The 23268-nt window shown below is 62.1% G+C and carries 16 protein-coding genes; 10 read left to right on the top strand and 6 right to left on the bottom strand.

The window, feature by feature from the left end; translation table 11 throughout:
* Positions 1-45: 45 nt before the first annotated feature.
* Positions 46-2016: a monovalent cation:proton antiporter-2 (CPA2) family protein gene (locus tag V5B40_RS16105; protein ID WP_332355426.1), complete on the bottom strand. Its 1971-nt coding sequence runs from the start codon at positions 2014-2016 to the stop codon at positions 46-48.
* A gap of 111 nt (positions 2017-2127) precedes the next feature.
* Between V5B40_RS16105 and V5B40_RS16100 the strand changes: the two genes are divergently transcribed.
* From V5B40_RS16100 to V5B40_RS16080, 5 genes are all read left to right on the top strand, one after another.
* Positions 2128-3111, top strand: coding sequence for a KpsF/GutQ family sugar-phosphate isomerase (locus tag V5B40_RS16100; protein ID WP_332355425.1), 984 nt, complete (start codon positions 2128-2130; stop codon positions 3109-3111).
* Between the two features lie 64 nt (positions 3112-3175).
* Positions 3176-3772 (top strand): LPS export ABC transporter periplasmic protein LptC, encoded by a 597-nt coding sequence (lptC, locus tag V5B40_RS16095; RefSeq protein WP_332355424.1) that lies wholly within the window; start codon positions 3176-3178, stop codon positions 3770-3772.
* A complete protein-coding gene (gene lptA / locus V5B40_RS16090) occupies positions 3769-4365 on the top strand; it encodes a lipopolysaccharide transport periplasmic protein LptA (protein WP_332355423.1) in 597 nt (198 codons plus the stop codon). Before lptC ends, lptA begins: the two co-directional genes overlap by 4 nt.
* Before the next feature lie 283 nt (positions 4366-4648).
* Positions 4649-5200: a phasin family protein gene (locus V5B40_RS16085; protein ID WP_332355422.1), complete on the top strand. Its 552-nt coding sequence runs from the start codon at positions 4649-4651 to the stop codon at positions 5198-5200.
* A gap of 102 nt (positions 5201-5302) precedes the next feature.
* The gene (locus V5B40_RS16080; protein ID WP_332355421.1) at positions 5303-5851 is read left to right on the top strand and encodes a phasin family protein; all 549 of its coding nucleotides are present in this window, start codon (positions 5303-5305) and stop codon (positions 5849-5851) included.
* Between the two features lie 113 nt (positions 5852-5964).
* Here V5B40_RS16080 and V5B40_RS16075 read toward each other — a convergent pair whose 3' ends face one another.
* Genes V5B40_RS16075 through hrpA form a run of 3 tightly spaced genes read right to left on the bottom strand, consistent with a single transcriptional unit; the run spans position 5965 to position 11487 of the window.
* Positions 5965-6723: a competence/damage-inducible protein A gene (locus V5B40_RS16075; protein ID WP_332355420.1), complete on the bottom strand. Its 759-nt coding sequence runs from the start codon at positions 6721-6723 to the stop codon at positions 5965-5967.
* The gene (locus V5B40_RS16070; RefSeq protein WP_332355419.1) at positions 6720-7472 is read right to left on the bottom strand and encodes an EI24 domain-containing protein; all 753 of its coding nucleotides are present in this window, start codon (positions 7470-7472) and stop codon (positions 6720-6722) included. The genes V5B40_RS16075 and V5B40_RS16070 overlap by 4 nt, the downstream gene beginning before the upstream one ends.
* 43 nt (positions 7473-7515) lie before the next feature.
* Positions 7516-11487 carry an ATP-dependent RNA helicase HrpA gene (gene hrpA / locus V5B40_RS16065; RefSeq protein WP_332355418.1) on the bottom strand — a complete coding sequence of 1324 codons (3972 nt, stop codon included), beginning with the start codon at positions 11485-11487 and terminating at the stop codon, positions 7516-7518.
* Between the two features lie 687 nt (positions 11488-12174).
* On the opposite strand from hrpA, the gene V5B40_RS16055 reads away from it, so the two are divergent.
* The 3 genes from V5B40_RS16055 to V5B40_RS16045 all read left to right on the top strand — a co-directional run bounded on the left by V5B40_RS16055 (position 12175) and on the right by V5B40_RS16045 (position 14729).
* Positions 12175-13149: a zinc transporter ZntB gene (locus V5B40_RS16055; RefSeq protein WP_332355416.1), complete on the top strand. Its 975-nt coding sequence runs from the start codon at positions 12175-12177 to the stop codon at positions 13147-13149.
* Positions 13150-13343: 194 nt separating this feature from the next.
* Positions 13344-14093: an aquaporin Z gene (gene aqpZ, locus V5B40_RS16050; protein WP_332355415.1), complete on the top strand. Its 750-nt coding sequence runs from the start codon at positions 13344-13346 to the stop codon at positions 14091-14093.
* Between the two features lie 87 nt (positions 14094-14180).
* Positions 14181-14729 carry a peroxiredoxin-like family protein gene (locus V5B40_RS16045; RefSeq protein ID WP_332355414.1) on the top strand — a complete coding sequence of 183 codons (549 nt, stop codon included), beginning with the start codon at positions 14181-14183 and terminating at the stop codon, positions 14727-14729.
* A 47-nt stretch (positions 14730-14776) separates the two neighbouring features.
* On the opposite strand, the gene gltX is transcribed toward V5B40_RS16045, so the two are convergent.
* Positions 14777-16165 (bottom strand): glutamate--tRNA ligase, encoded by a 1389-nt coding sequence (gltX, locus tag V5B40_RS16040; protein WP_332355413.1) that lies wholly within the window; start codon positions 16163-16165, stop codon positions 14777-14779.
* 77 nt (positions 16166-16242) lie between these two features.
* Positions 16243-19215 carry a sensor domain-containing diguanylate cyclase gene (locus tag V5B40_RS16035; RefSeq protein ID WP_332355412.1) on the bottom strand — a complete coding sequence of 991 codons (2973 nt, stop codon included), beginning with the start codon at positions 19213-19215 and terminating at the stop codon, positions 16243-16245.
* Between the two features lie 428 nt (positions 19216-19643).
* Between V5B40_RS16035 and V5B40_RS16030 the strand changes: the two genes are divergently transcribed.
* Both V5B40_RS16030 and V5B40_RS16025 read left to right on the top strand, forming a co-directional pair.
* Positions 19644-22265, top strand: coding sequence for a cytochrome c (locus V5B40_RS16030; protein WP_332355411.1), 2622 nt, complete (start codon positions 19644-19646; stop codon positions 22263-22265).
* A 19-nt stretch (positions 22266-22284) separates the two neighbouring features.
* Complete coding sequence (locus tag V5B40_RS16025; RefSeq protein ID WP_332355410.1) at positions 22285-23256, top strand: hypothetical protein; 972 nt, start codon at positions 22285-22287, stop codon at positions 23254-23256.
* Positions 23257-23268 lie beyond the last annotated feature (12 nt).

The following is a 23268-nucleotide window of genomic DNA, read 5'->3' as shown; positions in this document are numbered from 1 at the left end:
GAAAGCCCGCCTGCGGCGGGCTTTCCCTTGCCTGCTTTCTAGTGTTTACCCCTTCAGCAAGCGCTCCTCGGCGGCGCTCAAGGCGCGCGCGGTGCCGAGCAGCACGATCACATCGCCGCTGCCGAAGCGGATTTCCGGCGACGGCTCGAGGGCGCGGATGTTACGTCGGCGGACGGCGGTCACTTCAACGCCGAGTTCCTGCAAGCTCAGCTCGCCAAGCGTGCGTCCGACGGCGTGTGCGCCTTCGCCGAGCAGAACCGAATGCAGGCGCGCTTCGTCGCTATCGTGTGCCTCTTCTTCGAGATCGCTCTCGCCGTGAAAGAAGCCGCGCAGCGTCTTGTAGCGTCCGCTGCGCGTCTGGCGGAAGTGTTCGCGGACTTGCGCATTGGGCACACCCAGATGGCGCAGGGCGTGCGCGGCGAGCACCATGCTCGTTTCCAGCGTTTCCGGGACGACCTCGGCGGCGCCAGCGTGCAGCAGTGCGTCGAGATCCTTTTCGTCGAGCGTGCGCACGATGATCGGCAAGTCGGGATTGATCTGGCGAGCGTGTTCCAGCACGCGCTCGGAAACCCGCGCATCGGCAAAGGAAATGATCAGCACGCTGGCGCGGCTGACGCCGGCCGCAATCAAGGTTTCGTGCCGGGCCGCGTCGCCATAGATAACGTTTTCGCCGGCCGCCGTTGCCTCACGGATGCGCTCCGGGTCGAGGTCGAGCGCCAGATAGGTGACGTCCTCCTCTTCCATGAAGCGCGCCAGATACTGGCCGGTTCTACCGTAGCCGCAGATCACCACGTGTTTTTCGGTGTTCATCGATTTCGCTGCCAGCTGCGTCATCTGCATCGAACGTATCAGCCACTCGCTGGCCGCGAAGCGCAACACGATCTGGTTGCTGTACTGGACGATTAGCGGTGCCAGCAGCATCGACAGGACCAGCGCCGCCAGCACCGCCTGCAGGACCATTGGCGGCAGCAGCTGCAGATGGCGCATTTCCGAGAGCAGGACGAAGCCGAATTCGCCGCCGGCGCAGAGCCACAGGCCGGTGCGCATGGCGCCGCCGAAAGTCGAGCCGAACAGCCGCGAAAGACCGAGCACGAGGGCAAACTTGGTCACCAGCAAAGCGCCGAGCACGCCCAGCACCAGTGGCGCGTTGGCGAGCACCAGCGGGATGTCGAGCATCATGCCGATGGTCACGAAGAAGAGTCCCATCAAGACGTCGCGAAAAGGCTTGATGTCCTCTTCGACGTGGTGCCGGTACTGCGTCTCCGAGATCAGGATGCCGGCCACAAAAGCGCCCAGCGCCAGCGACAGTCCGGCCACTTCGGTCAGATAGGCGAGTCCCAGGGTAATCAGCAGCACATTGAGCATGAACAGTTCGGCGGACTTGCCGCGGGCGACGATGAAAAACCATTTGCTCATCAGCCGCTGGCCAAAAAACAGCACCAGCGACAGGACGACCACCGCCTTGAGCATCGCCAGGCCCATCATCGTCGCCATGCGCTCGGGCGACTCGGAAAAGGAGGGAATGAGGATCAGCAGCGGCACTACGGCGATATCCTGGAAAAGCAGGACGCCCATCACTTCGCGGCCATGCGCCTTGTCGAGTTCGAGACGCTCGGTGAGCAGTTTGGTGAGCACCGCCGTAGAGGACATGGCCAGCGCGCCGCCGAGCGCGACACCTTCCTGCCAGCTGAGCTTCAAGGCAGTGACAATGGCGGTGACCACGGCGATGGTCACCAGGACCTGCAGCAGGCCGAGACCGAAGACGATGCGTTTCATCGCGTACAGCTTGGGCAGCGAGAACTCGAGGCCGATCGAGAACATCAGGAAGACGACGCCGAACTCGGCCAGATGCTGCATGCCGCTGACCCCGCCGACCAGATCGAGCGCATGCGGGCCGATCACCGTGCCGACGAGTAGATAGCCGAGTACCGGCGGCAGGTTGATGGAACGGAAAATGATGACCGAAACCACCGAGGCGCCAAGCAGCATCACAATTGTGGGCAGCGTTTCCATCATCCGTTCCCTTGGTCTTCGCGGGCGCTGTTTCGCCAGACGCGTTGCTCGGCTCGGCGATGAGCGCGCCTAGGCCTTCTGTTATACTTCGCCGATGATAACCGCTGTGTTCCGATGAACCAAATCATGCCATCGTCGAAGGCGCTCGACCTCGCCCGACAGGTTCTGCGCATTGAAGCCGACGCCGTGATGGCCTTGGCTGAGCGCATTGATGGGGCTTTCGTGCAGGCGCTGGCACTGATTCTCAATTGTCACGGTCGGGTGATCGTCAGTGGCATGGGAAAATCCGGTCATGTCGGGCGCAAGATCGCCTCGACACTGTCAAGTACCGGCACCCCCGCATATTTTGTCCATCCTGCCGAAGCCAGTCACGGTGATCTCGGAATGATCACCCGCGACGATGTGCTGATCGCGATTTCGAACTCGGGTGAAAGTGCCGAGCTGCTGATGATCGTGCCGATCATCAAACGCCTCGGGGCCAAGCTGATCAGCATGACTGGAAACACCCAGTCGTCGCTGGCCGTCGAAGCCGATGTGCACCTCGATGCCGCGGTCGCGCTGGAAGCATGCCCGCTAAATCTGGCGCCGACCGCCAGCACCACTGCGGTTCTTGCCCTTGGCGACGCGCTGGCGGTGGCGTTACTCGATGCGCGTGGTTTCGGTGCCGAAGATTTTGCTCGCTCACACCCGGGTGGCAGCCTCGGTCGTCGCTTGCTGACGCACGTTCGCGATGTCATGCGCGCAGGATCGGCGCTGCCCGAAGTCGTTCCCACGACCCGCGTGCCGGATGCGATTCTCGAGATTTCACGTGGCGGCATCGGTATGACCGCTGTGCTCACTCCTGAACGCCGGGTGATCGGCATTGTCACCGACGGCGATTTGCGGCGCGCCTTTGCCAAGGGCCTCGATTTGCGATCGCTCGTGGTCGCCGACATCATGGGCCAGAAGCCGCACGCCATCGGTCCGGACCACCTCGCGGTCGAAGCGGTTCAAATGATGGAGCAGTACAAGATCAATCAGCTGCCCGTCGTCGATGAAAGCGGCATTCTGCTTGGCGCGCTCAACATGCACGACCTGTTCAGGGCAAAGGTCATCTGATGGCTGTTGACAGCGTCGCGCTGCCGCCGTCGTTTTCACTTTGCCTGCCGGCGGGGTGCGGGCAATGAAACAGTGGAGCAGCGCAGCGCTGCCGCTCAGTATCCTGCTGGTTCTGGCGGCACTGACTTTCTGGCTACGCTACGTCACCGATTTCACCGAAAAACCGGGCGATGGCAATCTTCGCCACGATCCTGACTACATCGTCAATGGGGCGACCCTGCGCAAGATCGGTGAGTCGGGAAGCCTGGAGTACACGCTGATCGCCGACGAGATTCGTCATTATCCCGATGACGATACGACGCGCATGGATAAACCCAAGCTTGTTTACCTGCAGCCGACCAAGCCGCCGGTGACGCTGAGTGCCGTACACGGAGTGATGGGCCCGAAAGGTGAGCGGGTGGATCTCAGCGAGCAGGTCGAAGTGCACCGTGCGGGTAGCGACCAGAACCCGCCCTTGCTCGTCGAGACGGCCGAATTGACCGTGTTGACCAGTGAGGAAAAGGCGTTTACCAAGAGCCCTGTGCTGATCACGCAGGGCAACTCATGGGTGCAGGGGGTGGGTATGCAGGTCGATAACAAGTTGCAGACTTATTTGCTGGAATCCCGCGTCAGCGGGGAAATTGAAAGCCATTCGGCCAAGAAAAAGAAACCACAGACATGAAGAAGATATTTCGCCTGGCCTGCACGAGCGTCCTCCTGGTGCTCTTGTCGATGCCTGCTCAGGCCGAGCGCGCGGACAGCGAGAAACCGGTGCTGCTCGAAGCCGACCGCATGAGCATCGATGACCTCAACAAGGTACAGGTTCTCGAAGGCAACGTGATCCTGACCCAGGGCACCTTGCAGATTTTCACGGATCGCCTGGTCGTCATCCAGGATGCCGATGGTTTCCAGAAGGGTACCGCTTTCGGAGGGGCGGGCGGGCTTGCCCGCTTCAAGCAGAAGCGCGAGGGGAAAGACGATTACATGGAAGCCGAGGCCGAGCAGATCGACTACGACGCGCGCGCCGACAAAAGCGAACTCTTCAGGCGCGCCTGGGTGAAGAGCGGGCTCGACGAAGTCCGGGGCGCCTACATTTCCTATGACGCCCTCAATGAGAAATACCTGGTTACCACCGGCGCCGGCAAGACCACGAGCGCCACTGGCGCCAGCCAGGCGCGGGTGCGAGCAATCATTCAGCCGCGCGGCAAGAACGTGAATCCTGAGGCGCAGAACGGTGCGCCACTGACCCTGAGGCCTGCGCCAGTTGGCAAGTAGGGCGCCGAAGGCGCTCCCTGGCAGCATGCGCAGAGGCTGAGCGACGCAGCAGAAAATGCCTTTTCCGGTTCCCGTGAAGTGCTGCAGATACGACAGAAACTCATATAAACCAGACATGTGCAGAATTTGTTGCGGCGCACAAAAAACTCTTGACAAGTTTTGGTAAGAGTTTATAATTCTGCTCATGGTGCAGTGCAGCAAACGATCCAGGTGCCAAGAAGGGCGGGATCAATGAGTTTGACATTGCACGTGTTGTGCCCCCATCTTTTTTAGGAGATTGACCATGTTTACCAAACCCGAGCAATTTGCCGCCGCCAACAAAGCTTCTGTTGATGCCATGCTGACCCTTGCCAATACTGCTTTGGCGAGCGCCGAGCGCATCGCCGCGCTGAATCTGAATACCGCTCGCTCGATGCTGGAAGACGGCGTTTCCAATGCCAAGGCAATGCTCGGTGCCAAGAATGCGCAAGAGCTGTTTTCGGTGCAAGCCTCGCTGGCGCAGCCGAATCTCGAAAAGGCTGTTGCCTACACGCGCAGCGTCTACGAGATCTCCGCACAGTCAAAGGAGGAAATCTCCAAGCTTCTCGAAGCGCAGTTTTCCGATTTCCAGAAGCAGGTCTTTGCGCTGATGGAACAAGCCGCCAAGAGTGCACCGGTCGGTTCTGATGTTGCCCTTTCCGCCGTCAAGTCAGCCATCGCTTCGGCGACGTCGGCCTTCGACAGCATGAACAAAGCTGCCAAGCAGGTTGCCGACATCGCTGAAACCAATGTCGCCGCGGCGACCAACGCAACGGTCAAGGCGGTTGGCGCCACCGCCGCGGCTGCCAAGAAATAGGTTTCTGGCCACGCCTTGATTATCTACGGCGGGAGCAGAGACGCAGCGTGTCGCCGCGTCTCTGTAACGCGCCTCATTACTGCCAAACACGGAGATATACACATGGACACCATCGATCTCGAAAAACTGGCCGAAAGCCAGAAAGCCAACGCCCAAGTCATGATGACTCTGGTGCGCACGGCCTTCCACGGCATGGAGCAACTTTCTGCCCTCAACCTTGCCGCCAGCCGCGAGCTGTTCAACAACAGCGCCAACGGTGCGCAGCAGTTGTTGGACATCAAGGATCCTGCGCAGTTGAAGAGCCTCGCCGGTTCAATGGCCCAACCCAATGTCGACAAGCTTCTCGAGTACTCGCGTGGCCTCTACGATCTGTCCGCCAACATGCAGCGCGAAATCACGTCGGTGATGGAGCAGCAGTACAGCAGCATGGCTCAGAAAGCGGCCGACCTGGTTGGCAAGGGAGGCGTTCCGACGCCGATCGCCGGTGACGTCTTCGGTGCCGCCATGAAGCAGATGATGAACGCTTCCAGCGCAGCTTTCGAAAACATTTCGCAGATGTCCAAGCAGATGACCGAAATCGTCGACACCAATGTCAAGGCCTTGAGCACAGCCACGACCAAGGCCGCCTCAGCGCTGACCCCAAAGGCTTAAGTCAGTAGGCTGCACAGGACCCCGGCTACGGCCGGGGTTTTTTCGTTTACGGTCGCCGCGTTTTGTCTGTTGTCAGTGCTGTCAGTGCCATCGCTGTCGTCAGCGGTCGCGCTCTATGGCCGCCACTGCCAGTCGATGCCGCGCCGCTCGACCTCCAGGCGGATACGGCTCATCGCCTGATCGACCAGCGCGTGCTCGCCTTCGACACCCAATTCGAGGTGCCGCCTTTGTCCGTCCGGCGATATCGACGGCAGGCTGAACAGCCGCAGCGTCGGGAAGTCGGCGACGATTTCTTCCATCAGATCGAGCAGCGCACTCTCGTAGCTGTTGGCACCAGTCAGCAGGAACGCTTGCTCAACGCTGGCCAGGGAATCGAAAAGATCGCTGTAGAAGGTTTCGAGTGCCCATTCGACCATCGGATGCGCCATTTGTGGAAATCCGGGCACGAAGTAGTGATCGCGAATGCGAAAGCCCGGGATGCGATTGAACGGGTTCGGAATGATGTCCACGCCGCGTGGGAAAGTGCCCAGCAGCAGGCGAACATCGTTGATCTGGTCGCCAAAACGGGCGCGGATTTCGCGTTCCGCATCGGGATGCAGAACCAGGTCCACGCCCAGAGCTTCCGCCGCGGCCTGCCGCGTCCGATCGTCGGGCGTGTTGCCGATGCCGCCAAAGCTGAAAACCACATCGCCAGCGGCCAGGCTGCGGCGCAGCGTGGCCGCGATACGCGCGCGCGTGTCGCCCAGGTATTCGACCCACGACAGGCGCAGCCCACGCGCGGCGAGCAACTCGGCGACCTTGGCAAAGTGTTGGTCGACGCGTTTTCCCGACAGGATCTCGTCGCCAATGATCAGCGCCCCGAAGCTCCTCATTTCACCTCCTCGATTTTCGGCTGCTCGTCAATCACCGCCACCAGCGCGCCCTGGCGCAAACCCCGCAGGGCTTCAAGGCAGTAGTGGGAATAGGCCAGCGCAGCCAATGTCGGCGTCAGCAGGCCGAGCAGCGGGATGTGCGCCAGCAGCGCCAGGGTGACCCCGAGCACCAGCAACGGGATGCCGTGCTCACGCCTGAGGGCGCGCCATTCCTGGTCGGTGGCATGTACAGTGAGCGCATCGAAGGCAAAGGTGCGTCGCGTCAGCCAGGCCATCCACAGGATCGGCAGTACCAGTCCCAGCCCGGGCACCAGCCATAGCGGCAGGGTCAGCAGCATGCCGACAATGTACAGCAGCAGCGCAGCGACACTGTTCCAGGCCCCCGCGACGACGCTGTCCTTGCCGACTCGTGCCAGTTCGGGGTAGTCGGCCAGGGCGACATGATTGAGCAGCAGTGGCATCACGAAAATCGCCGCCAGCAGCATGGCGGTGATGAATGCCGCCGCGAGAATCAGCAGCCAGCCGCCGAGCACGGCGCCGAGCTTGGCCAGCCACACCGCTCCCCAGCCAGCCAGCCAGGTCATCGGTGGTTGCTCGACGAGGGTCGCAATCAGGCTTTCCAGCGCAAACACCATCAGCGCTATCCAGATCACCAGCGCCACCGCTGCCGGCCCGAAAAACATTAGCCAGACGCGTCCACGCCCAAGCGTGCGCAGGCTGCGTCCCAGCGCCAGAACAATTTCAGTCACTTGCTCACTCTCCATCTCTTACGATCTGATGATCGTTTGGCGATCACTGGATACCCTCCCACATTTTCTGCAGCCGCTTGCTCGACACCGGCACCGGTGTGCGTAGGGCCTGCGCAAAGAGGTGCACACGCAATTCCTCAAGCAACCAGCGGAACTGTTCGACCTGCGCGTCGCTGACCCCCTGCTTGGCCAGCACCGTTGCGCGTCGTTGATAGGCGGTCGCTAGCGGCAGGTACTCCTCGGTCAGCAGTCGGGCGTCGCGAGCCGCGCCATGGGCGCCGCCGGTCTTCAGCTTGTCCAGGCGCACGGCGATGGCGTTCAGGTAGCGCGGATATTGTTGCAGACGTTCGAACGGCGTGTCGACCACGAAGCGCTTGCCGATCAGCCGCGCCAGCTGTCCCTCGATGTCATGCACGGTGCTGCCGTAGGCCTTGAACGCCGGCAGCTTCTTGTGCAGCGCCAGCCAGTCGCCGAGAATCTGGCCGACCAGGCGGCATACCTCCTGCGCCAGCAAGCCCAGCCGCGGTTTGGCTTCCACACAGCGGGCGTTGAAACTCGCCGCGTCGGTTGGCCAGGGCTCGTTCAGGCAGGCGCGCGCGAAAGTCAGCTCCAGCAACTGTCGTCGCAGTTCGTCGAGGGTGCCCAGCGCCATGAACTGCATCGCCATCTGGGTCAGTCCCGGCAGGTTCTTTTCGAGGTACTTGATCTGCTCGCGAAACTGCAGCATGAACAGTCGCAGCAGCCCCCGCGAATGCGCCTGCAGCGCCTCCTCGGGCGAATCGAAGACGCACACCGAGACGCTGTCGCCGTCGTCGGTCAGTCCCGGGTAGCCAAAAACCGTCTGGCCACCGCCGACCTCGACTTCAATCAGCTCGGCCAACTCGCCGAAACTCCAGTCGGTCATTCCCGAAAACTCGGCGGGTGTCTGGTGCAGCTCGGCGAACTCCTGCTTCGCCTCGCGTCCCCATTCGCTGCGCAGTTCGCTCAAGCTGCGGCTCAGGCCGAGCTGGCGGCCGTTTTCGTCGACCAGGCGAAAATTGAAGCTTAAATGAGCCGGCACCGCGTCGGGGCGAAAAGCATCGGGAGTCACGTCCCAGCCGCGCGCGTTCAGCCCGCGTGTTTGCAGGATGAAGTGGACCAGTGCGTTGACCAATGGCTTGTCCGTCGGCGGTAGTTGCTCAACGAACTCGCTGGCGAAGTCAGGTACCGGCACCAGCTTGGCGCGAATCCGCTGCGGTAGGGTTTTTACCAGCTGCTGCACTTTTTCCTTGAGCAGCCCCGGTACCAGCCACTCGCAGCGTGCGCCAGGAATCTGGTTCAGCTGCGCCAGCGGCAGGGTCAGCGTCACGCCGTCGCGAGCGCTGCCGGGCTCGAAGTGGTAGGCCAGCGGGTAGTCGACGCCGCCGAGTTGCAGTTGATGCGGAAAAGCCTCGCTGGTGATGCCGGCAGCTTCGTGGCGCATCAAGTCCTCGCGCACCAGGTGCAGCAAGCGCGGTTGCTCGCGCTCGGCGCCGCGCCGCCACTTGTCGAAGCTGGCGCCGCAGTAGATTCCCTCGGGGATGATCTGGTCGTAGAAGGCAAAAATCAGTTCGTCGTCGACCAGCACGTCGGGTCGACGCGACTTGTGCTCCAGGGTCTCGATGTCGAGCACCAGTTGCTGATTGTTCTGGAAAAAATCCCAGCGCCGAGCGAATTCTTCACTGACCTCGCCGGCGACCAGGGCCTCGCGGATGAACAGCTCGCGTGCCGCCGGTGGGTTCAGCGGCCCGAAGTTCACCCGTCGGCGAGGATCGACCACGATGCCGTACAGCGTGATGCGCTCGAAAGCCACCGCCTGCATCGCCTTCTTCTCCCAGTGCGGGTCGAAATGACTGCGCTTGAGAAGATGCGCACCGACCACTTCCAGCCACGCCGGTTCGATGCGCGCGACGCAGCGGGCGAACAAGCGCGTGGTTTCGCTGATCTCGGCGGCGACAATCCACTTGCCGGCTTTTTTCTGCAGGGCCGAGCCGGGATGGATCAGCATCTTGATGCCGCGTGCGCCGAGGTAATGCGCCGAATCCTCCGACTTGTACCCGATGTTGCCGAGCAGGCCGGCGAGCAGTGCGCGGTGGACGGCGTCGTAGGTCGCCGGGACCTGGTTCACGGGCCACTTCTGTTCGGCCGCCAGGGCGTGTACTTGGCCGTGGATGTCGCGCCATTCGCGCATGCGCAGCGCCGATAGGAAGTGCTCGTGGCAAGCCTGCACCAGTTTGCGCTGCGACTTGCGATGTTCGACTTCGAGCTGGTACCAGTCCCACAGCTTCAGCCAGGCGAGGAATTCGGATTTCGGGTCGGCAAACTTGCGGTGTGCGAGGTCGGCGCTGCCCTGTCTGTCCTGCGGTCGCTCGCGCGGATCATGGACGCTCAGCGCGGCGGCAATGATCAGTACTTCGCGCAGGCAGCCTTCGTTACGGGCGGCAACGATCATTCGCCCGACACGCGGGTCGAGCGGCATCGTCGCCAGTTCCTGGCCGATTGGCGTCAGCGCATTCTCGCTGGTCACCGCGCCGAGTTCGAGCAACAATTGGTAGCCGTCGCCGATGGCCTTGCGCGGGGGCGCTTCGAGGAAGGGGAAATCCTCGATGTCGCCTAGACGCAGCGCCTTCATGCGCAGGATCACCCCGGCCAGCGACGAACGGAGAATCTCCGGTTCCGAATATGCCGGACGGAGTGCAAAATCCTGCTCTTCGTAGAGGCGGATGCACACTCCCGCCGCGACCCGCCCACAGCGCCCGGCGCGCTGGTTGGCGGAGGCCTGCGAGATCTTCTCGATCTGCAGTTGCTCGACCTTGTTGCGGTAGGAATAGCGCTTGATGCGCGCCAGCCCGCTATCGACGACGTAGCGGATTCCCGGCACGGTCAAGGAGGTTTCGGCGACATTGGTCGCCAGTACGATGCGTCGGCCAAGGTGCGGCTTGAAAATCCGTCCCTGCTCTTCGCTCGACAGGCGGGCAAACAGCGGCAGAATTTCGGTATGCGGCGGGTGATGCTTGCGCAGCGCCTCGGCGGCCTCGCGGATCTCGCGTTCGCCGGGCAGAAAGACCAGCACATCGCCCGGCCCGGCACGATCGAGCTCGTCACAGGCGTCGACGATCGCGTCGCAGAGATCGCGCTGGTCGTCACCGCGCTCGCGGCGCCCATCACTGTCACCGCCAGCGTTGCCCGTTGCACCGCCCTCGTCTTGCTGCACGGGTCGATAGCGCAACTCCACCGGATGCAGTCGGCCCGAGACCTCGATGACCGGTGCGTCGTCGAAATGCTGGGAAAAACGCTGGGCATCGATCGTCGCCGACGTGATGATCAGCTTCAGATCGCGGCGTTTGGGCAACAGCTGTTTAAGGTAGCCGAGCAGAAAGTCGATGTTCAGGCTGCGCTCGTGCGCTTCGTCGATGATCAGCGTGTCGTACTGTTCGAGCCCGGTGTCGCCCTGCGTCTCGGCGAGCAGGATGCCGTCGGTCATCAGCTTGATGAAAGCATCGGGCGTGGTGCGGTCGCTGAAACGGATCTTGTAGCCGACCAGTCGCCCGACTTCGCTCTGCAGTTCCTGCGCGATTCGCACCGCGGTCGACCGTGCGGCGATCCGGCGTGGTTGCGTATGACCGATCAGGCCGGTGGTGCCGCGACCGATTTCCAGGCAGATCTTGGGGATCTGCGTCGTCTTGCCCGAGCCGGTTTCGCCGCAGACGATGAGTACCTGGTGCTTGGCAATCAGCGCCGCAATTTCGGCACGCCGCCGATTGACCGGCAGATCGTCGGCAAAGACCGGCGTCGGCAGGCGCGCCCGCCGGGCGGCCACTGCGGTGCGGGACTTCGCTATCAGGTTGTCGAGCTCGGTCTGCAGCGCGTCGCGCTTGGCGCCGAAGCCGTGCCGCAAAGCGCGCGTCAGCGCGCGCAGCTGACGCTGGTCGAGTGCCAGGCAGTCGGCGAAAGGATTCTGCGAATGGCTTGCGGTACGGGCGCTGGTAGGGGTCATCGGTCAGGAAAAGCGGGGTGCTGGCAGGGGCCGTCGGAGTGCTTCGGGCACAGCGGACCATCGCGCACAGAACAGCACAAAAATTGTGCGCCGTCGCGTCGCCCTATAAGGGGCGCCATTTTACCCCAGAGCGTCGAGCGGACTGTGTACTACTGCATGGCTGGCTGTCCTGTTGCACGCCCTTGTTGAGCGGTCGCGTGCCGCGGAAGAATTCGAGACCCCGAAGCGTGCCGTTTCGCAGTATGGTTGCCGCTGCAGTTTCCAACGGGAGAGGGCCGATGCCACTGCAAGACATTACGCCAATCAACAGCGTGCTCAGGGAGTTGAAACCCTTCGACCGACGGCCGATCGATTGCCAGGAAGCGGCATGAGATCACACTTCTCGATTGTATTTTCATGCCTGCTGTTCGGTGCCTCAGCGTTTGCTGCGCCTGCACCCTGGTATCTCTGGCGCAGCAAGCTTGATGGTCAGGTATTCTGCGCTCAGACGCCGCCAGGCGTCGGTTGGCAGCGGGTCGGCGGGCCATACCGGGATGCGCGCTGCGAGAACACGGGTGTGCCCGGCAAATAGTCGTTGGCCGCATCTTTCCTGCGAACTTTTCTTGACCGGAGTAAGTCGGAAGACGGGGCGCAAGCCGGGATTGAGCGGTCGCGATTTACGATCAACCTAATGATTGGGTTTTGAGCATGGGTAAAAAGAAGAGCGGCCTGGTCTTTGCATACATTCTCGACGGGGGGGCCGGCAAAGCGATGAACTGGGATCGGATCAGCAGCTGGGAACCGGGCCAGGGAATCCTGTGGCTGCATCTCGATTATGCCGATGAGGGCGCCAAGCAGTGGCTGGTCGAAGAAAGCGGACTCGATGAAGTGGCGTGCGCCGCCTTGATGGCCGAAGAAACCCGCCCGCGGGTCCTGTCATCCGGAACTTCGCTGCTTTTGATTCTGCGCGGCGTCAACTTCAACGCCGGTGCCGATCTCGAAGACATGGTCGCCATCCGCATGTGGTTCGACGAGCATCGCATCATCAGCATGCGGCATCGGCGGGTGATGGCCATGGACGACATCAACAAGAGTATCCAGGCCGGCAAGGGGCCGGATTCGATCAGCGATTTTGTGGTCATGGCAGTCAGCAAGCTCACCGATCGGCTGGCCGACGTGATCAGTGACATCGATGACAGCGTCGATGAGCTGGAGGACACGGTATTGACCGAGGAAAGTCACGAGCTGCGTCCCAAGCTTGCCCATCTGCGCCGACAAACGATCAGCATGCGACGCTATATATCGCCGCAGCGCGATGTGCTGGCACGCCTGCAGAACGAGCGCGTGCCCTGGCTGAACGAAGTCGATCGGGTGCGAATCCGCGAACTCGCCGAACGCACGGCCAGGTTCGTCGATGATCTGGACTCGGCGCGCGATCGTGCCGCGATTACCCAGGAAGAACTCAACAACGCCCTCTCCGAGAAGATGAACAAAACCATGTACGTGCTGTCGATCGTCGCCGCGATCTTTCTCCCTTTGGGTCTATTTACGGGTCTTCTGGGAATCAACGTCGGCGGCATTCCGGGAACCGAAAATAGCTCCGCATTTGCCCTGGTCAGCGTCATGCTGTTTGTCTTTGCCTTTGCTCAGTACATTCTCTTCAAGAAGATGAAATGGATTTGATCGGCAGGGGAGCGGCCACGGGTGGGCGACGCGGTGCTTGAAGGTGGCTGCTATTGCGCCATTGAAAGAATATTCGGCTAAAATGCGCGGCATCGGTTCCCGGCTTGCCGCCATGTCACTCCACGCTGCGCGCCAAGCTGCTGTTCTGGTACCGGTTATGTGTGCAGGTATAAGGGAGCCGTGAATATTTTCCCGTGCCCGACCGGGCGCTCCACGACCAACAGCGGTCCAATTTCAAGAAGGATAATTCAATGAAGCAATACAGCGCGGAGTTCCTTGGGACATTCTGGCTTGTTCTCGGTGGTTGCGGCAGTGCGGTACTTGCTGCCGCGTTTCCGGAATTGGGCATCGGCTTTGTCGGTGTTTCACTGGCATTCGGATTGACCGTATTGACCATGGCCTACGCCATCGGCCATATCTCGGGTTGTCATCTCAATCCGGCCGTGTCCGTCGGCCTGTGGGCCGGCGGTCGTTTTCCGGCGAGCCAGCTCGCACCCTACATCGCCGCACAGGTTCTTGGTGGCATAGCAGCCGGTGCGGTGTTGTACGTCATTGCCAGTGGCGCTCCGGGCTTTGAGTTGGCGAACGGTTTTGCCTCGAACGGCTACGGCGAGCACTCACCGGGAAAATATTCGCTGCTTGCGGCGCTGGTCACTGAAATCGTCATGACCATGTTCTTTCTGCTGGTGATCATGGGCGCTACCGACAAGCGCGCGCCGGCCGGTTTCGCACCCATCGCCATCGGCCTGTGCCTGACTCTGGTCCACCTGTTCAGCGTTCCGGTCACCAACGCCTCGGTCAATCCGGCGCGCAGCACCGGCGTTGCCATCTTCGTCGGCGACTGGGCGACTGCCCAACTCTGGTTGTTCTGGGTGGCTCCGATCATTGGTGGCGTGCTCGGCGCGCTGGCTTATCGCTTCATCGCTGGCGACGAAGAAAGCTGAAAATGGCCACTCCGGGTCGGCTGGTTCTCGCCCCCGATCCGACGCGGCCCGCTTCACCCGCAAGCTTTCAGCCACAAGGAGATCCAGATGCATCTCAACGCATTGCTGCCGCGCTACCCGGTTCCCGCCCTGAATGTGGCGCTGACCTCCGGCGGGCGTTTCGTCCTCGGTGCGTCACCCGCCGAACACTTCGACCTGCTGGTTTTCTATCGCGGCCTGCATTGCCCGATCTGCGCCAAATACCTGCTCGAGCTCGAACGCCTGGCGCCCGAGTTTGCGTCGCGTGGTGTTCAGATCGTGGCCATCAGCAGCGACGGTGAAGAACGTGGCCGGCAAATGGCCGAAAAAGTTGGCGCCAAAGGCGTGCCGTTCGCCTACGGCCTGAGCCTGCGCAGCGCACGCCAATGGGGGCTGTATATCAGCACTTCGCGCGGCAAGACGTCGATCGGAATCGAGGAACCCGAGCTGTTCAGCGAACCCGGCGTTTTTTTGGTTCGCCCCGATGGGACGCTGTACTACGGGGCGGTCCAGACAATGCCCTTCGCGCGTCCGCAGTTCCAGGATCTGCTCGGCGCGGTTGACTTCGCGATCAGCAAGGACTACCCGGCGCGCGGCGAATTCACCGGCGCAGTCTAGCAGCCGGGCCAGCTGGCAAGCTGGCAGTTCGCGCCTCGTCGTCAGCGTCAGCCGGCGGCAGCCAGTCGCCTGAGCACCTCTTCGCGCGGGAAAAGGGCGACCAGGGCATCGACCGACGGCGTCTGTTCCTGGCCAGTGAGCAGCACCCGCAGCGGCATCGCCAGCTTGGGCATTTTCAGCCCGTGCGCGGCGACGCTGTGCTTGATCAGGGCGCCAATCGCCGCCGGCTCCCAGGCGCTGTGCGGCAGGCCGGCGACGAAGTCGGCCAGCGCCGGCAGAGCTTCCGGCGTCAGATGCTTGACCAGGAGTTCGGTTTTCGGAGTGATGTCGATGTAGAACACTGCGGCCGCGTCGGCCAGCTCATTGAGGTTGGCGACGCGCTCCTGGTAGAGGCTGATTATCGCCGGCAAGGACGGTGTTGCGCTCACCGTCACGCCGCGCGCTTGCAGGCGCGGCAGGACCAGCGCCGCCAGTCGCTCAGGCTCGGCGCGCTTGAGGTAGTGCGCATTGAGCCAGTTGAGTTTCTCGGTGTTGAACTGCGCTGCCGACGGAGTGATGTGGTCGAGGTCGAACCACTCGCAGAACTGCGCCATCGAGAAGATTTCGTCGTCACCGTGCGACCAGCCCAGGCGCGCGAGATAGTTGAGCACCGCTTCGGGCAGATAGCCTTCGTCGTCGTACTGCATGACGCTCACCGCGCCGTGGCGCTTGGACAGTTTCTGGCCATCGTCACCGAGAATCATCGACAGGTGCGCGTATTGCGGTACTGGCACGCCAAGCGCCTGCAGGATGTTGATCTGCCGCGGCGTGTTATTGACATGGTCGTCACCGCGAATGACCTGCGTGATGCCCATGTCGAAGTCATCGACGACGACGCAGAAGTTATAGGTCGGTGTGCCATCGGCGCGGGCGATGACCAGGTCGTCGAGTTCGGCGTTGGCAATTTCGATGCGCCCCTTGACCAGGTCGTCCCAGGCGACAACGCCGTCGCTCGGATTGCGGAAGCGAACCGCCGGCGAGACGCCGGCCGGCGGCGTCGGCAGGACCTTGCCCGGCTCCGGCCGCCAGCTGCCGTCATAGCGCGCTTTCAGTCCTTGCGCACGTTGCTCCTCGCGCAGGCGATCGAGTTCTGCGGGGGCCATGTAGCAATGGTAGGCCGTGCCGGCAGCGAGCATCTCTTCGATGACCACCTGGTAGCGAGCCATGCGCTGCGTCTGGTAGAAGGGCCCTTCGTCGTGGGCCAGGCCCAGCCAGTTCATGCCGTCAAGAATTGCCTGCACGGCTTCCGGGGTCGAACGCGCCAGGTCGGTGTCCTCGATGCGCAGGATGAAGCTGCCGCCGTGGCGACGGGCATAGGCCCACGAGAAGAGCGCGGTGCGCGCGCCGCCAATGTGCAGGAAACCGGTCGGGGAGGGCGCAAAACGGGTGCGGATCATGGCTGGGGGTCGCAGTCTGGCAAAGCGCCCATTCTAACCCTAGACCCGCCGCCGTCCCGCTGCCGTGCCGGCGGCTCTCAGCCGCGCTGTTCGCCATCGTGAAAGCGAATGAAATTTCGCCCGGCCTGCTTGGCTTCATACATGGCCGCATCGGCCCACTGCAGGATCTCGTCCTGGGTGGCTTGATGACCGATGAACAAGGCCACGCCGATGCTCGCCGAGCACTGGTGGGTCAGCGTCGTGGCGCTTTTTCCTGCCGACCGGATGCTCAGTCGATACGGTTGCAGCAGGGCGATACGAATCTTTTCGGCGATGATGGCGGCTTTGTCCATTGACGCGTACTTGTCCGCAGCCAGCTCGCTGATCATCACCACGAACTCGTCGCCACCGAAGCGGGCGACGGTATCCACCTCGCGGACACAGCTCTTCAGACGCCCCGCCGCCTCGACCAGGAGCTGGTCGCCGATGACGTGCCCATGCGCATCGTTGAGCGGTTTGAAGTTGTCCAGGTCGACGAACATCACCGCAGCATGGCAGGGTGCTCGCGCGCTGGCGGCCATCGTCTGCTGTAGACGGTCGTTGAGCAGGCGGCGGTTGGGGAGCGCGGTCAGTGGGTCATGAAACGCCAGTTTGCGCACCTGCTCCTCGGCGTGCTTGCGTTCGGTGATTTCCCGGCTGACGCCGTGATAACCGATGATCGTGCCCTGCGCGTCACGTTCCGGCGTGGATAGGACTTCGAGCCAGATCAGGCTGCCGTCCTGGCAGAGCTGTGGCAGTTCGAAGCGGGTAATCCCGCTGTGCACGCCACGCCGCTCGGCTTCTGCGCGTAGCGCCTGCTTCTCCTTGAGAATGGCGATTCCCTCGGCGGTCAACACTTCTGTCACGTGCCGCCCAATGACCTGCTCTGCCTTGTAGCCGCGCAAGCGTTCGTCTGCCGGGCTGATATAGGTGAAGTAATGATCGCGGTCCTGTCGCCAGACGATGTCGGAGACATTCTCGGTGAGCAGCCGGTAATGGGCCTCGCTGGCGCGAAGACGTTCAGCCGCAAGATTTTGCTCGATGGCGATGCTGGCCAGGCGGGCGGATTGTTCGATCAGCTCGATATGGGTCGCGCTCGGGCTATGCGGGTGACGATGATAAATGGCGAAGGTGCCGAGGACTGTTCCCGGCGATGAGCGAACCGGTTCGGACCAGCAGGATCTCAGGCCGGCGCTGGCCGCCAGCGCTCTGGCGCGCTCCCAGTAGGGATGCGTGCCGATATCTTCGACGATGACGCGCTGGCCGGTAAATGCCGCCGTTCCGCAGGAACCGGCTGCGGCGCGGATTTTCATCCCGTTAACCGCGGCGTTGAAGGCGTCGGGCAGGCTGGGTGCCGCACCGGTAATGAGGCGCTGGCCTTCGTTGTCGACCAGCAGGATGCTGCACAGCATGCCCGGATTGAGTTCCTCGACGCCCTGCGCCAGCGCTTCAAGAATACCGCGTAGCGGCTCGCCTTCCGCCAGCAGTTGCAGGATGCGGCCACGAAACTGCTCGTATTGCTCGGCTCGCTTGAGGGTCGTGATATCGCTATGCGTGATCACTACACCGCGCTCGATGTCGGGACCCAAAGGCATGACGGTCATCGTGAACCAGCGCTGTTCTTGCGGCGAGTGGCAGGCGTATTCGAGACTGAAGGAGGGCAAGCGACGTTCCAGAACCGCTTCGATTCCGCGCCTAGGGTCGGCTGTAGCGTCGGCCAGGGCGGCAGCGTCAAGCGTGCAGAAGTCGAGGTAATTCACGCCGGCTTCGGTATGCGCTGCGGGCTGCCCTGGTTGGCTGCTGTTCTCCCGCGAAAACAGCCGCCAACGCTTGTTGACCGCCTGTATCACGCCATGCTGATCGAGGACGACGATTTCGGCAGCCATGGAATTGAGGATGGTGTTCTTGAAGGCTTCGCTTTCCTGCAACGCTTTTTCGCGATTTCCCAGGGTTTCGACGAGGCGATTGAAGCTGGCGATGAGTTCGCCAACTTCGTCATGGCGGGTTATCGGCAAGGGTTTCGGGAGCGGCTGCGTAGCCGACAAACCGGAGAGCAGCTTGGCGGCCGAAAGCATCGGTGCAAGCTGCCGACCCAATATCCACCACGTTGCGGCGGCTGCCAACAGGGTCAGCAGCAGCGCCGCCAGCAGCATGCGCTGCTGCATCGCGAGAATCGGGGCAAAAGCTTCGGAGGTGGGAAGTATCGCCACCAGGTCCCAGCCTGACACGGCTATTCTCTTGGCCGAGGTCAGTATTTCCGTGCCAACGGCGCTGACGTAGACGATGGGCCCCGAGAAACCTTCGATAAAGCGATCAATCGTCGGATTGACGCCTGGTGCGGGAAAGCTGGCCATGACGCGGCGCTTGTCGGTCGCCGTGATGATCTGGCGGTACTGCGGCGCAACAAGAAGATAACCACCGGTTTTGCCGTAGCGGCCGTCGGTGATGTGGTCGAGAAAGTTGGGTATGGCCAGATTGACGACCCCACTCACGGCGCCAATCACATTGTCACGTGGGTCACGAATGGCTACGCTCATGCCAAAAACCGGCGCCTGCAGTTTCTTCCCTATTACAGGCCGGCTGATCGTCGATTTTCCCAGCTGCAGCGCCGTAGCGACGCTGTCGATGTCCATGTAATTTACCCCCAGCCGCCCCGCTTCGGGAGGAAATTCGGCGACCGCTGTTCCGTCGAGTCGATGGGCAATGATGCCGCCGTTGAATGGCTCTTTTTCGAGAGTCAGGCTCTGCTCCAGGAAGGCCTGCAAGGCGGTGTTGTTGGCCAGCATCTCCGGAGTAATTCTGCTGGCGATTCTCGCCAGAATTGCCAGACGGTCGCCCAATTCGTGATTCAGCTCGTCGGCCAGCAAGGAAACCGTCGACAATTGCTGGTCACCCAGCAGACGTCCCATATCTGCCCGCAACATCCGGCTGCTGTAAAAAGCCAGTGACCAGATGCTGACAAGGAAGATGGTCAGCGTAAACAAGGTGATTCTCGTCTTGAGCGAGCGCTCTCTAAAGCGAGTCCAGTTCACGAGGTTTTCACGCAGTCGATAACATTTTTGAATTGGCGATAGGGAAGCTTAATACATTTTCTGCCAACATGGTTTCTCAAAAAAACTTCCCTGGCAGCGTCTGCCTGTGCGCAGGAGGGCCTACAGGTCCCTGGAACGGCTGGAAAACTTTGAGGCGGCGCCTTGTCGGTCGCCAGGCTGCGTGGAACCACCTTGCGTGTCGGCTGCCAAAGCTTCGTCAGTCGCGGCAGCGCCGAGAGGGCGCCAGCACGATAATTTAACAAGAGCTCTCGGTCGGACGCTGGGACTGAAATCGGGAGTGGCGCCGGGAATGGCGGCGCTTGACAGGGCGGGCACGCGAACAGATACTGCCCTGCCGTCGACTGCATTACCGACGAGTCTCCCACGTTTGGGGTTTCAAGCTGTTTGTGTCCGTAAGGAGAGAACGCATGAAACGTACTCTGCTTGCCGCTTTGGCGGCGACGCTTATTCTCGGTGCTGGCTTCGGTGTTTTCTACCAGCGCGGCAGCAATATCGGCGACGCGTATGCGCAAGGCGCAGCGGCTGCCCCGCTTGCCGCTCCCGCCGAACGAAGCCTTCCGGAAGCGTCGATCATCGACCAGGATGCTCCGTATCACGAAGCTTGCGCTCGCGAAGGACTGAGTGATTCGGAATGCGTCGGACGGCTGATCTGGTTCAAGGCCACTGCCGGTAACGACCGCTTCCATACCTATACGCTTCAACAGCGCATTGGTGTCCTGGTCGACTGGTTCCGCGTCCTGCGATCCGATCAGCGCGACGATCGTTTCTGGGCCTGGGGAATCATCAACGATCCCTCGTGCTGCAAACCTGGCGATCCCGACTGCCCGGCAAAATCGGCCGCCGAAACTTATGGCTTCGACTGGTGCCCTGGCGATGACGTACTCCTGAAGTACGTCGGCAAGCCGGGCTACATCGACCCCGCCTGCGGCCTCAAGGATGCGGCCCTCGACCCGGACGACCCGCACAGCCAGGGCGGCAAGCTCGACCAACGGCACTCGGCCTGCGATCTCAAGTTCGGCACCTCCACGGGTGCCCTGGGGATCCGCAAGTTTCCCAATCCACGCTTCGACGCCGCCAAGTGGCAGGCCTTGAATGGCGAGCCGGGAAGCTGGTCGGGTTTTGACCGTCCACTGATCGACAAGACCGGCATCGCCTCCGATCAACGGGTGAGCCGCTTATCCGATGGCTCGGTCGAGCCGCCATTCCTGATCGGCACTTCCTGCGGTTCCTGTCATATCGCGTTCGACCCGCTCAATCCGCCGGCCGACCCGGCGCATCCCAAGTGGGAGAATCTCAAGGGACTGATCGGCAATCAGTACACGCGCATGTCCGAACTGCTCGGTTCGGGCCTGCCAATGAGCAGTCTCGAGTATCAGATGTTCGCGCACGCCCGTCCCGGCGTCACCGACACTTCGGCGATTTCGCATGACCAGGTCAACAATCCGGGGACCATCAATGCCCTGATCAATGTCGCTCAGCGGCCGGTATTCAAGGGCGAAGTGGTGACCAAATGGCGCAAGGCGGCGAGTTGCGGCAGCGAAACCGACGCCAGCAAGTGCTGGTGCGAACCAGGTCGCGACAACAAGTGCTGGCTGCGCAGCACCCGCGACGACGACACCACGCCGGTCAATCTCGGCGGCCAGAAAGTTGTATTGCCCGGCGTCCATCACATCCTCAAAGGCGGCGAAGACTCGACCGGCGCGCTGGAAGCGATCCAGCGCGTGTACTTCAACATCGGCTCCTGTTCCGAGCAGTGCTGGGTCAATCATCTCGCCGACATGCGCGAGGTGGACCCGGAGCAACGCGGTTTTGGGCAGACGCCTTTCGATATCGGCCAGTGCCGACGCGATTGCCCGAACTTCCGGGCCGTCGAGGACCGCTTGCAGAATGTGCTTGATTTCTTTGCCTCGGCCGAGTCGGATCAGACCGACCTCCACGCGGCGCTGGCCAATGTTCGCCAGGCGGGTTCGACCGGGGTGGCCTACACTCGCGCCGATCTGGTCCGCGACCTGGAAAACGAATTCGGCGCCGGTGCTGTCGGCCGCGGACAGCTGCTCTTCGCCGAGAACTGCGCGCGCTGCCATTCGAGTATTCCGGAGAGCGAAGGCGGCTCGTTCAAGAATCGCGACTTCGCCGCCGCCAGCGAAACGCATCCGCGCCAGGTAAGAGCCGACTTCCTGGGCAACGATCAGGCGACACCGGTCACCGAAGTCGGTACTTTCCGTTGCCGCTCGCTGCACTCCAACCACAAGGCCGGCAACCTGTACATGGAATCGGCGTCGGACACCCTGCGCCAGCGCGAGGTCGTTGCCGACATTCCCGAGCGCGACGAGCTCAAGGATGCCGGTCGCGGCTACCTGCGCAATGTCTCGCTGGTCAATATCTGGGCGACCGCGCCGTTCATGCACAACAACGCCATCGGGCCGGAAATCTGCGGCAAGCCCGCGAACAAGGCCAACGATTTCCAGCGCGCCCGCTATGTCGATAGCGGCGGCCAGCTGCTCGCACAGCAGCCCGATTGCCTGCGCTACGACCCGAGCGTCGAGGGCCGCTTCGAACTCTACAAGCTGTCGATGTTCGAGCTGCTGAACCCGAAGGAGAGAGGCACGAAGCGGACCCTGACCAACGCCGACCTGATTATCGACGTCGGCATCCGACCGCTCGACGGCAAGACCGAGAAGCCGCTGTTCGGTTTCGGGCAGGTCACGATTCCGGCCGGCACCAGCGCCGGTTTCCTGAATGGCCTGATGCACAAGCAGCTGATCGGCGACCTGTTCCTCGCCAAGCGCCACCCGGACAAGCTCGAAGCCGCCGGCAAGGCGAGCCTGTTGCCGACGCTGCAGACGATCGCCGACGAGATCATCAAGAATCCGTCACGCTTCGTCGAAATTCTGCGCGAGCAACGCGATTTCATCAGTGCCAATTACCAGACCTGCACCGAGGAGATCGAAAACCAGGGTCACCGCTTCGGCGAGGATCTTTCCGAGGCCGACAAGAAAGCGCTCACCGCTTTCCTCGCCACGCTGTAAGGAAACGGGAGATCACATCATGCGACTGCCGCACACCTTTGCCCTGAGCCACTTGCGCGCCGCGCGCACCCTGCGCACCCTGCGCAGCCAGCGCACAGACCGGATGTCACGCTTTGCGCTTGGCGCGCTGGCGACGCTCACCGCGCTTGCCCTTGCCGCATGCAGCAAGCCGGAACCCCCGGATATCAAATTCGCGCCTTACGCCAAGAGCTACCAGACGAAAATGAGTCTGGCGCAGGTCGACTACCAGTATCCGATTCCGCCCGCCGAGCTGGCGAAAATCACGCCCGACTATCTGGCGACGCTGGACGAGGAGCAGATCGACCAGATCTACGCGCGCCTGACCGCCGGTCCGATCCCGGACGGCGCTTTCGAAGGCCGCATCCTGCTGCCGCGCGGCAGCAGCGGCAAGTTCCGGCTTTCGGAGCTGGTCGGTGGTTTTGGCGGTACCGTCCTGCACCTCAAGGGCCTCGTCGTCGAGGAGATCGGCGAAGTGCTCTGGCGCGGCAAGGTCTTCTTCCGCGACGAAGGTGTGCTGCGCAACCGCATCGAGGATCTGTCACTGCTCAAGAAGCTCGGCCTGGTCGAAGGCGAGCCGAAGAAGATGAACTACGCGGGCAAGGAAACCTGGCTGCTGTTCCCGGCCAAGCTTTATTGCGGCCAGAGTCTGCTCGACTCGCGGCGAGAGTCGATCATCATCGACTACTTCTTTACTGACGAAATTGCCGGCTACCAGGAAAACCCCGACTACCTCGCCGGCCGGCGCGGGCTCAAGGTGCGCGACGAAATCCGCATGGTCCGTCCCGGCTTTTACCTTGGCCGCGCCTATCTGGACCGCGGCTTTGCGCTCAATTTCACGCTTTACGACAAAGCCACCGACGAGAAGGCGCGGGCGAATTTCGTTGCCACCGGCAAGGTGCAGGAAGACTGCTGGCCGGGAACGCAGCAACGCACTGTCGTCGCTGCTGCTGGCAAGCCTGCCAAGCCCTGAGTCTGGCGCAGC

Origin of the sequence: Candidatus Accumulibacter meliphilus (genome assembly GCF_036625345.1) — a bacterium.
GTDB classification, from domain to species: Bacteria; Pseudomonadota; Gammaproteobacteria; order Burkholderiales; family Rhodocyclaceae; genus Accumulibacter; species Accumulibacter meliphilus.
This window is presented reverse-complemented; position numbering and strand designations above follow the sequence as displayed.

Bases quoted from the DNA above. Each gene is read 5' to 3' on its own strand.
- gltX (WP_332355413.1), bottom strand. From the start codon at position 16,165: ATGATCCGCACCCGTTTTGCGCCCTCCCCGACCGGTTTCCTGCACATT.
- V5B40_RS16030 (WP_332355411.1), top strand. From the start codon at position 19,644: ATGAAACGTACTCTGCTTGCCGCTTTGGCGGCGACGCTTATTCTCGGT.
- V5B40_RS16075 (WP_332355420.1), bottom strand. From the start codon at position 6,723: ATGAGGAGCTTCGGGGCGCTGATCATTGGCGACGAGATCCTGTCGGGA.
- V5B40_RS16025 (WP_332355410.1), top strand. From the start codon at position 22,285: ATGCGACTGCCGCACACCTTTGCCCTGAGCCACTTGCGCGCCGCGCGC.
- V5B40_RS16085 (WP_332355422.1), top strand. From the start codon at position 4,649: ATGTTTACCAAACCCGAGCAATTTGCCGCCGCCAACAAAGCTTCTGTT.
- V5B40_RS16105 (WP_332355426.1), bottom strand. From the start codon at position 2,016: ATGATGGAAACGCTGCCCACAATTGTGATGCTGCTTGGCGCCTCGGTG.
- hrpA (WP_332355418.1), bottom strand. From the start codon at position 11,487: ATGACCCCTACCAGCGCCCGTACCGCAAGCCATTCGCAGAATCCTTTC.
- V5B40_RS16100 (WP_332355425.1), top strand. From the start codon at position 2,128: ATGAACCAAATCATGCCATCGTCGAAGGCGCTCGACCTCGCCCGACAG.
- V5B40_RS16045 (WP_332355414.1), top strand. From the start codon at position 14,181: ATGCATCTCAACGCATTGCTGCCGCGCTACCCGGTTCCCGCCCTGAAT.
- lptC (WP_332355424.1), top strand. From the start codon at position 3,176: ATGAAACAGTGGAGCAGCGCAGCGCTGCCGCTCAGTATCCTGCTGGTT.
- V5B40_RS16055 (WP_332355416.1), top strand. From the start codon at position 12,175: ATGGGTAAAAAGAAGAGCGGCCTGGTCTTTGCATACATTCTCGACGGG.
- V5B40_RS16080 (WP_332355421.1), top strand. From the start codon at position 5,303: ATGGACACCATCGATCTCGAAAAACTGGCCGAAAGCCAGAAAGCCAAC.
- lptA (WP_332355423.1), top strand. From the start codon at position 3,769: ATGAAGAAGATATTTCGCCTGGCCTGCACGAGCGTCCTCCTGGTGCTC.